6 protein-coding genes and 1 pseudogene are annotated in these 7,887 nt (G+C 74.6%); 2 read left to right on the top strand and 5 right to left on the bottom strand.

What is annotated here, in order from left to right; genetic code table 11:
• Nucleotides 1-170: 170 nt before the first annotated feature.
• Nucleotides 171-758, top strand: coding sequence for a hypothetical protein (locus GQS09_RS17260; protein ID WP_243761502.1), 588 nt, complete (start codon nt 171-173; stop codon nt 756-758).
• On the opposite strand, the gene GQS09_RS17255 is transcribed toward GQS09_RS17260, so the two are convergent.
• Nucleotides 731-1,252, bottom strand: coding sequence for an ATP-binding protein (locus GQS09_RS17255; protein ID WP_165987175.1), 522 nt, complete (start codon nt 1,250-1,252; stop codon nt 731-733). The genes GQS09_RS17260 and GQS09_RS17255 overlap by 28 nt on opposite strands.
• 395 nt (nt 1,253-1,647) lie before the next feature.
• Nucleotides 1,648-2,784, bottom strand: coding sequence for a glycerate kinase (locus tag GQS09_RS17250; protein ID WP_165987172.1), 1,137 nt, complete (start codon nt 2,782-2,784; stop codon nt 1,648-1,650).
• A gap of 201 nt (nt 2,785-2,985) precedes the next feature.
• Between GQS09_RS17250 and GQS09_RS17245 the strand changes: the two genes are divergently transcribed.
• The gene (locus GQS09_RS17245; RefSeq protein WP_165987170.1) at nt 2,986-4,740 is read left to right on the top strand and encodes a BCCT family transporter; all 1,755 of its coding nucleotides are present in this window, start codon (nt 2,986-2,988) and stop codon (nt 4,738-4,740) included.
• 22 nt (nt 4,741-4,762) lie between these two features.
• On the opposite strand, the gene GQS09_RS17240 is transcribed toward GQS09_RS17245, so the two are convergent.
• From GQS09_RS17240 to GQS09_RS17230, 3 genes and pseudogenes are all read right to left on the bottom strand, one after another.
• A complete protein-coding gene (locus GQS09_RS17240; protein WP_313896188.1) occupies nt 4,763-6,208 on the bottom strand; it encodes an NAD(P)/FAD-dependent oxidoreductase in 1,446 nt (481 codons plus the stop codon).
• 67 nt (nt 6,209-6,275) lie between these two features.
• A complete protein-coding gene (locus tag GQS09_RS17235; RefSeq protein ID WP_165987166.1) occupies nt 6,276-7,106 on the bottom strand; it encodes an inositol monophosphatase family protein in 831 nt (276 codons plus the stop codon).
• A gap of 102 nt (nt 7,107-7,208) precedes the next feature.
• A pseudogene (locus GQS09_RS17230) lies at nt 7,209-7,887 on the bottom strand (hypothetical protein); the annotation flags it as partial.

Here is a 7,887-nt window from a genome sequence, read left to right as displayed (position 1 = left end):
CGCGTCCTGCGCGGCGGCGGGGCGGGCGCCGCCCCGCCGGCCGGCCGGCCGGCCCCGAGAGCAGGAGCGGCCGAGCGATGACGCAAGCCCCCCAAGCCCCCCAGGCTCCCGGGGCGCCGCAGGCACCCCGCGCCCCCGAGGCCCCTTCCGGTACGGAACCGGGGAGCGGCATGCTCCGGAGCCGCTACCGCCGGCTGCGCCGTCTCGGCCGCTACCGCACCTACATCCCCCCGCACCCGCCGCACATACCGCGCCGGCGGTGGGTGGTCGCGATGGTGGTCTTCCTGCTGATCGCGGTGCCCAGCGGCTACATCGCGCTCTCCGGCTGGCAGAGCCGCAGCAGCGGTGAGGACAAGGCCTACGCCGCCTCGCCGCGCACCCTGGTCTACGAGTGGCCCAGCAAGGTCCAGCGCCGGATCTACGACGTGCCCATCCCCAAGGGCTCGACCTATGTGGGGCACTTCGAGACCAATGAGTGGGACAGCAGCACCCTCTTCGTGCAGTTCCGCACCTCCCCGACGGGCCTGAGCGCCTTCCTGGAGGAACTCGGCGCCCAGCGCCCGCAGCTCAGCGAACGCACCGTCACCATCCCCCGGGCCCAGGCGGAGTCGGTGGGCTGGGACTTCGCCGACCCGGAGCGCAGCTACGCGGGCATCACCATCCAGCAGTCCCCGGCCGAACCCGTGGTGGCCATCACCGTGGACCTCACCAAGCCGGAACGCCCGCGGGTCTACGTGGTGTCCACCACCGAGCCCTGACCGCTGCGCAGTTCGAACCAGACGCTCTTGCCGGTGGCGTCCGCGTCGGCGGCGGTGCCGCCGTGCAGGGCGAAACCCCAGGCGGAGGCGAGTTCCTGGACCAGCCGCAGGCCGCGTCCGCCCTCCTCGTCGGGCCGGACCCGGCGCATCGCCGGCATGGCGGCCGGCGAGGTGTCGTGCACCGCCACCATCACCGCCTCCGGGCGGATCGTCGTGGTGACGGTGACCAGGCGGACGGCGGTGTGCCGGTACACATTGGTCACGATCTCCGACACCAGCAGCCTCGCCACGTCCGCGGCCGGCCCCGGCCGGCCGGTATGGTGCAGCAGCCCGGCGACGTGATCCCGCGCCACCTTGGCGGTGTCCGGGGCGTTCGGTGCCGTCAGCCGGTAGGACCGCACGGCCTGCGGCACCTGTCGCCCGTCTCTCTCCGGCCGGCCCTGTGTGTCGGTGCGTTCCTGCTGTCCAACGGCGTGCGGAGCCCTGAGACTCATGCCATCTCCCCTAGCATCACTGATCGGAACGGACCGCCCTCACCGCTCGGCTTCCCGTCCGCCGCTGCCATAAGCACCTATCCGCCCAATAAATCCCTTCTGACCCTTTTTCAGCAGTCACGCCCTTCCCGCTTTTCCCCTCCCCATCCCTTTCCCCACTCCTTCCCCACCCCCGGAGCCGCAGCCGGTTCCCGGACCCCGGCGCGCGTGGGCAGCCGGACGCCGTGAGGCGGAAGAGACGCAGGACAGGGAAGAGGCGGAGGGGGCGGAAGGGGCGGAAGACGGAAGAGGAAGACGCGGGGACGGGCTCCGGTACCGGGCGGCGGGCCGGTCAAGCCGGAAGCCGGAACCCGGGCGCCGCGCGGTCCGGCGCCCCGGCTCCCGGTCCGCCCAGGTCAGAGGTGGGCCTCCGCGAGCCGGCGGGCGGTGCGGCGCAGCAGCGGTGCGGCGTCGGCGACACAGACGGCGGGGTCGGGTTCCAGATCGGTGAGCGGATAGGCGCGTTCGATTCCCGCGGTCCGGAGGGTCTCGGCGGAGAGCGCGAGCCGGCCGCAGACCGCGACAACCGGCGTACCCGCGGCACGGGCCGCGGCGGCCACCCCGGCCGGGGCCTTGCCGTGCAGCGTCTGCTCGTCCAGCGAGCCCTCGCCGGTGATCACCAGATCGGCGTCGGCCAGCGCGTCCGGGAAACCGAGCAGTTCCAGGAAGACCTCGATACCCGGGCGGAAGACGGCGTGCAGGCCGAGCAGGGCGGCATAGCCCACGCCCCCCGCCGCGCCCGCCCCCGGGGCGTGGGACAGCTCCCGGGCGCGCGGCCCCAGCGTCCGGGCGAGCACGGTGACGTAATGCCCCAGCGCCGCGTCCAGCATCCGCACGTCCTCCGCGGTGGCACCCTTCTGCGGGCCGTAGACCGGGGCGGCGCCCTTCGGCCCGGTGAGCGGGTTGTCCACATCACCGGCCAGCACCACCCGGGTCTCGGCCAGCCGGCTGTCCAGGCCGGAGAGATCCGCGGTGGCCAGCGTGGCCAGCGGGCCGCCGCCCAGCGGCACCGGCCGCCCGTCGGTGCCCAGCAGCCGGGCGCCCAGGGCGGCGAGCATGCCCGCCCCGCCGTCCGTGGTGGCCGAGCCGCCGACGCCCAGCATCACCGTCCGGGCACCCGCGTCCATGGCGGCCCGGATCAGTTCCCCGGTGCCGTAGGTGGTGGCCGTGAGCGGGGCGAAGGTGTCCGGCGGAAGCTGCATCAGCCCGGAGGCCTGGGCCATCTCGATGACCGCGGTGTCGCCGCGCAGCGCGTAGAGAGCGGCGACCGGGGAGCCCAGCGGGCCGGTGACCTCCACCCGGTGCGGGGTGAAGCCCCCGGCCACCGCGGCCGCCACCGTGCCGTCCCCGCCGTCCGCCACCGGCAGCGCGCTGATCCGCGCGCCCGGCCGGACCTCGCGGATTCCGGCCGCGACCTCCTCGGCGACCTGTGCGGCCGTCAGCGAACCCTTGAACTTGTCGGCGGCGATCAGCACGCGCCCCGTGTTGCCCATGTGCCATTCCCGTGGTGTCGGTGAACAGTTCCGTTCCGGCGCCCTGCCGGGCACCCGCGCCGCCGTCCGGAACCATATCCCGGACCGGTACCCCGGTGCGGACAGGGGGCGGAGGGTGTGTCACTCCGCCGGGCGCCCGGCCGTCACGCGCCCGGCGGCACCGGGCGCGCGGACCGGGCGCGGACGGCGGACAGTCGGATCATGACCACCGAAGCGGAAGCCGGCAGCGGCAGCCACGCCGTCCGCGAGGAACACCGGCAGCCCCCCGACCCCAAGGTGATCGCCATCGGGGTGACCGTGGTGCTGGCCGTGGTCGCCTGGGCGGCCGTCTGGACGGACGGCTTCGCCGACACCGCGGACACCGCCCTGGGCTGGGTCCTGCGCAACTTCGCCTGGCTGTTCGTGGTGGCCGCGGACGCATTCCTGGTGCTGGCGGTGCTGGTGGCCTTCACCCGCTTCGGCCGTATCCGGCTGGGCCGGGACACCGACGAGCCCGAGTTCACCAACCTGGCCTGGATCGCCATGATGTTCAGCGCCGGCATGGGCATCGGACTGATGTTCTTCGGTGTCGGCGAACCCCTGATGCACTACGCCGGCCCGCCGCCGTTCAGCGGTGCCGCGCCGGAGAGCGACAGCGCGGCGCGCACCGCGCTGCAGTACTCCTTCTTCCACTGGACCCTGCACCCCTGGGCCATCTACGCGGTCGTCGGACTCGGCCTGGCCTACGCCACCTTCCGCAAGGGGCGGGGAAACCAGCTCAGCTCGGTGTTCGTGCCGCTGCTCGGCGAGCAGCGGACGGCCGGCTGGCCGGGCCGTCTGATCAATCTGCTGGCCGTCTTCGCCACCGTCTTCGGCACCGCGACCAGCCTCGGCCTGGGCGCCCTCCAGGTGTCCATCGGGCTGGATCTGACCACCCCGCTGGAGGACAGCAGGACCCTGGAGCTGATCATCATCGCCGCCCTCGGCAGCGCCTTCGTGGTCTCCGCCTTCACCGGCCTGCACAAGGGCATCAAACTGCTGAGCAGCACGAACGTGGTACTCGCGGCGGGGCTGATGACCTTTGTGTTCCTGTTCGGGCCGACCGTGTACATCCTGGACGCGATCCCCTCCGGCATCGGGGTGTACCTGCAGGACCTGCTGGTGCTCTCCACCCGCACCGGCGTCTTCGGCGCGGACGAGTGGCTGGGCACCTGGACCATCTTCTACTGGGCCTGGTGGCTGTCCTGGGCGCCCTTCGTCGGCACCTTCATCGCCCGCATCTCGCACGGCCGCACGGTACGGGAGTTCCTGATCGGCGTGCTGCTGGTGCCCAGCGGCGCCTCGGTGGTCTGGTTCTCCACCATGGGCGGCAGCGCCCTGCGCATCGACGCCTCCGGCGACGCCGACCTGACCGGGGAGGTGACCGAGAGAGGCGTGGAGGCGGCCATGTTCGGGCTGCTGGACGCCCTGCCGCTGGGCACGATCACCTCCTTCGTGGCCATGATCCTGGTCATGACCTACTTCGTGACCAGCGCCGACTCCGCCTCCCTGGTGATGGGCTCGCTCACCACCGGCGGCTCGCTGCACCCGCCGCGCTGGCTGGTGGTGCTCTGGGGCGCGCTGATGGCGTCGGTGGCCGCGGTGCTGCTGGTGGCCGGCGGGCTGGACGCCCTGCGGACCGCGACGATCCTGGTGGCGCTGCCGTTCGTGGTGGTGATGCTGGGCATGTGCCTGGCCCTGGTGCGGGAGCTGCGCACCGATCCGGGGGCCGGGCCACCGCGCCACCATCCGCTGCACGGCATGCGGGACGCCATCCGGGCCATGATCGGCGAGGCGGTGGCCGAGCAACGCCCGCAGCATCCGCGGCTGCGGCGCGCGGCCGAGGCCGTGCGCGGCGGCCGCACCGGGCGCCGCGGCGCAGGCCCCCCGGACACACAGGCCCGGACCACCCCGGACGACGGCACCGCCGGAGGCTAGGCGCGGCCGGGTACCGGGGCGCTCATGCTCCGGCGGCGGCGCCGAACGGGGTGCGCAGGCGCTGCCAGACGGCGCGGGCGGCATTGTGGCCGGACATGCCGTGCACGCCCGGCCCCGGCCAGGTGGCCGAGGAACACAGGAACACCGCCGGGTGCACGGTGGCGTACGGGTTCCAGGCCGGCCGCGGACGGAACAGGGTCTGCAGCCCCCGGTACGCCCCGCAGGCGATGTCCCCGCCCACGTAGTTGGCGTTCCGCCGGGCCAGCCCGGCCGGTCCGGCCACGGCGCGGGCCAGCACCAGGTCGCGGAAGCCCGGGGCGAACCGCTCGATCTGCCGCTCGATGGCATCGGTCAGGTCGCCGTCCCAGCCGTTGGGCACATGGCCGTAGGCCCAGAACACATGCTTGCCCTCGGGGGCCCGGCCGGGGTCGAACACGGTCGGCTGGCAGGTGATCAGAAACGGCCGGTCCGGGGCGCGGCCGGCCACCGAGGCATCGTGCAGCGCGGTGGCGATCTCCTCCTCGGAGGCGCCGACGTGCACCGTCCCGGCCCGGCGCGCTTCCGCGTCCCGCCAGGGCACCGGTCCGCTCAGCGCATAGTCGATCTTGAACGCGGCGGCTCCGTACCGGAAGGAGCGGAACGCCCGGCCCAGCCCGGCGATCCGGGCCAGCGCGGTCGGCGAGGTGTCGAAGACATAGGCACGGGCGGGCGGCAGGTCGTCCAGCCGCTTGACCTCGAAGCCGGTGTGCACGGTGCCGCCGCAGTCGGCCAGGAAGCCGGCCAGCGCGTCCGAGACGGCCTGCGAGCCGCCGCGTGCCAGCGGCCAGCCCTTGTCGTGCGCGGCCAGCGCGAAGGTCAGGGCGATCCCGCTGCTCGCGGGGGTGGACAGCGGGGCCATCACATGCCCGGCCAGCCCGGCGAGCAGGGCCCGGGCCCGGGTCTGGCGGAAGCGGCGGCTGAGCCAGGACACCGGCTGGAGCCCCGCCAGCCCGAACCGGGCCAGCGTCACCGGCCCGCGCGGCGGCAGCGTCCGCCAGGGCACGGAGAGGAAATCCGCGGCCAGGGTGTCCCACTTCCCGGTGAACGGCTCCAGCAGCCGCCGGTACGCCGCGGCGTCCCGCGCCCCCAGCGAGGCCGCGGTCACCCCCACCGACCGGGACAGCACCACCGGCGGGCCGCCGTCCGCCATCGGCTGCGCCATCGGGATGTCCGGGTGCACCCACTCCAGGCCGTAGCGGTCCAGCGGCATGGCCGTGAAGGCGGGGGAGCCGATGCCCATCGGATGCGCGGCCGAACACGGGTCGTGGCGGAAGCCGGGCAGCGTCAGCTCCTCGGTGCGGGCGCCGCCGCCCACCGCCTCGCGGGCCTCGAACACCTCCACCGAGAAGCCGCGCCGGGCCAGCTCCACCGCGGCGGTCAGCCCGTTCGGGCCGGCTCCGACCACCACCACATCTCGCATCGACGGCACGGTACGGCTCTCCCCTCGCCGGTGAGGCAGCTTCGAAAGCGGTGCGCGGACGGGCGGGCCCCGCCGGTCAGGCGGAACCCGGCCGGGCCGCGGCCAGGACAGTGAGGATACGCCGCGCCGTGCGTTCGTCACGCGCCGCGGTGAACGGCAGGGCATTGCCGCCGGTGATCCGGTACGGCGCGCCGTCCCCGGCCAGCGCCACCCCGCCCGCCTCGGCGACCAGCAGCAGGCCCGCGGCATGGTCCCATGCCTTCTCCCAGCTGTAGACCAGGGCGTCCAAGTGGCCGCGGGCGACCCGCAGATACTCCACGCCCACGCTGCCGGTGGGCCGCGGCTCGAAGCCCCGCGTGTACAGCGCCGCCATGATCTTCTGGTGTTCCTCGGTGGCGAAGTCCGGGTGGGTCAGGGCGATGTCCAGCGAGCGGTCCGGCTCGGGCGAACCCGTCCGCAGCCGCTCGCCGTTGAGCCAGGCCCCGGCCCCGCGCCGGGCGGTGGCCATCAGGTTCTGGGCCGGCAGATAGGTCCAGGAGGCGAGGAGCTCACCGTGCCGGGCGAGCGTGACCAGGGTGCAGAAGCCCCGGCCGCCGCGCACGAACTGCCGGGTGCCGTCCACCGGGTCGATGATCCAGACCGGTGCCTCGGTACGCAGCGCGCCGTAGCTGGAGGGGTCCTCGTGCACGCCCTCCTCGCCCACCACCAGGGAGCCGGGCAGCAGCTCGGTGAGCGCGTGGGTGAGGTGCAGCTCGGCCCGCTGGTCGGCGATCGTGACCACATCGTGCGGACCGGACTTGCTCGACACGTCCTCCTCGGCGAGCTGCCGCCAGCGCGGCATGATCTCCACGGCGGCGGCACGCCGGACCGCGTCCTCGGCTCTGGCAGCCAGCTCTTCGTCGATCATGTGACCATCGAAACACGCGACGGCACATGATGCGCCGCGGACAGCGAAACCGCTTCCGCGCTCCGCCGCTCCCCGCGCACCGGCCGCCGGCGCGGCCGTGGGTCAGGCGACACCGGCGCGGCGCAGTTCGGTGGTGACCGCGTGGTGGTGCAGGGGGGACACCTGCCGGGCCGCGTCCAGCAGCAGCGGGGTGACGACCGCGGGCTCGTCCAGTACCGCGCCGACCGCCTCCTGCGCGGTCTTGGACCGCACCATGGCGGCGAGCAGGGTGACCGCCTTCCCGGCCATCCCGGCGTGCGTCAGCTCGGCCGCGATGGTGCCCGCCTCCCCGGCGGGGCGGGCCGCGCTCTGCCGCAGCAGCTGGTCGCACTCCCGTTCCCGGCCGGCCGCGGCCAGCGACTCGGCCACCGCGGCCAGCCGGTGCGGGGGCAGGGCGGCGGCCTCCCACAGCAGGGTGCCGATCTCCGGTTCCAGCCCGGCCCCGGCCATGCCGTCCAGCACCAGCGGCAGGCGGCGGCCGGGCCCGCTGAGCGCCTCGCACAGGGTGATGTAGAACTGGCCGCCCTGGCCCGCTCCCCGGAGCCGGACCAGCCGGGCGGTCAGCTCGGCCGCGGAGCGGCGGTCCTCCTCGGTGGGCGGCTCCGGCAGCGGGCGGGCCGGACCGGTCTCCGTCGCCCCCGCGAACCGCGAGCCGGTGGGCCGGGCGGCGTTGCCGGGCGGCGGCGCGGACACCGGGGCCCCTGCCCCGGCCGGGGGCGGGGCCGCCCGGGCCTGCGCCTCG

It is taken from the genome of Streptomyces sp. YIM 98790, assembly GCF_011421595.1.
GTDB lineage: Bacteria > Actinomycetota > Actinomycetes > Streptomycetales > Streptomycetaceae > Streptomyces.
Note: the sequence above shows the minus strand (reverse complement) of the source record. Positions and strands in the feature narration are given on the sequence as shown.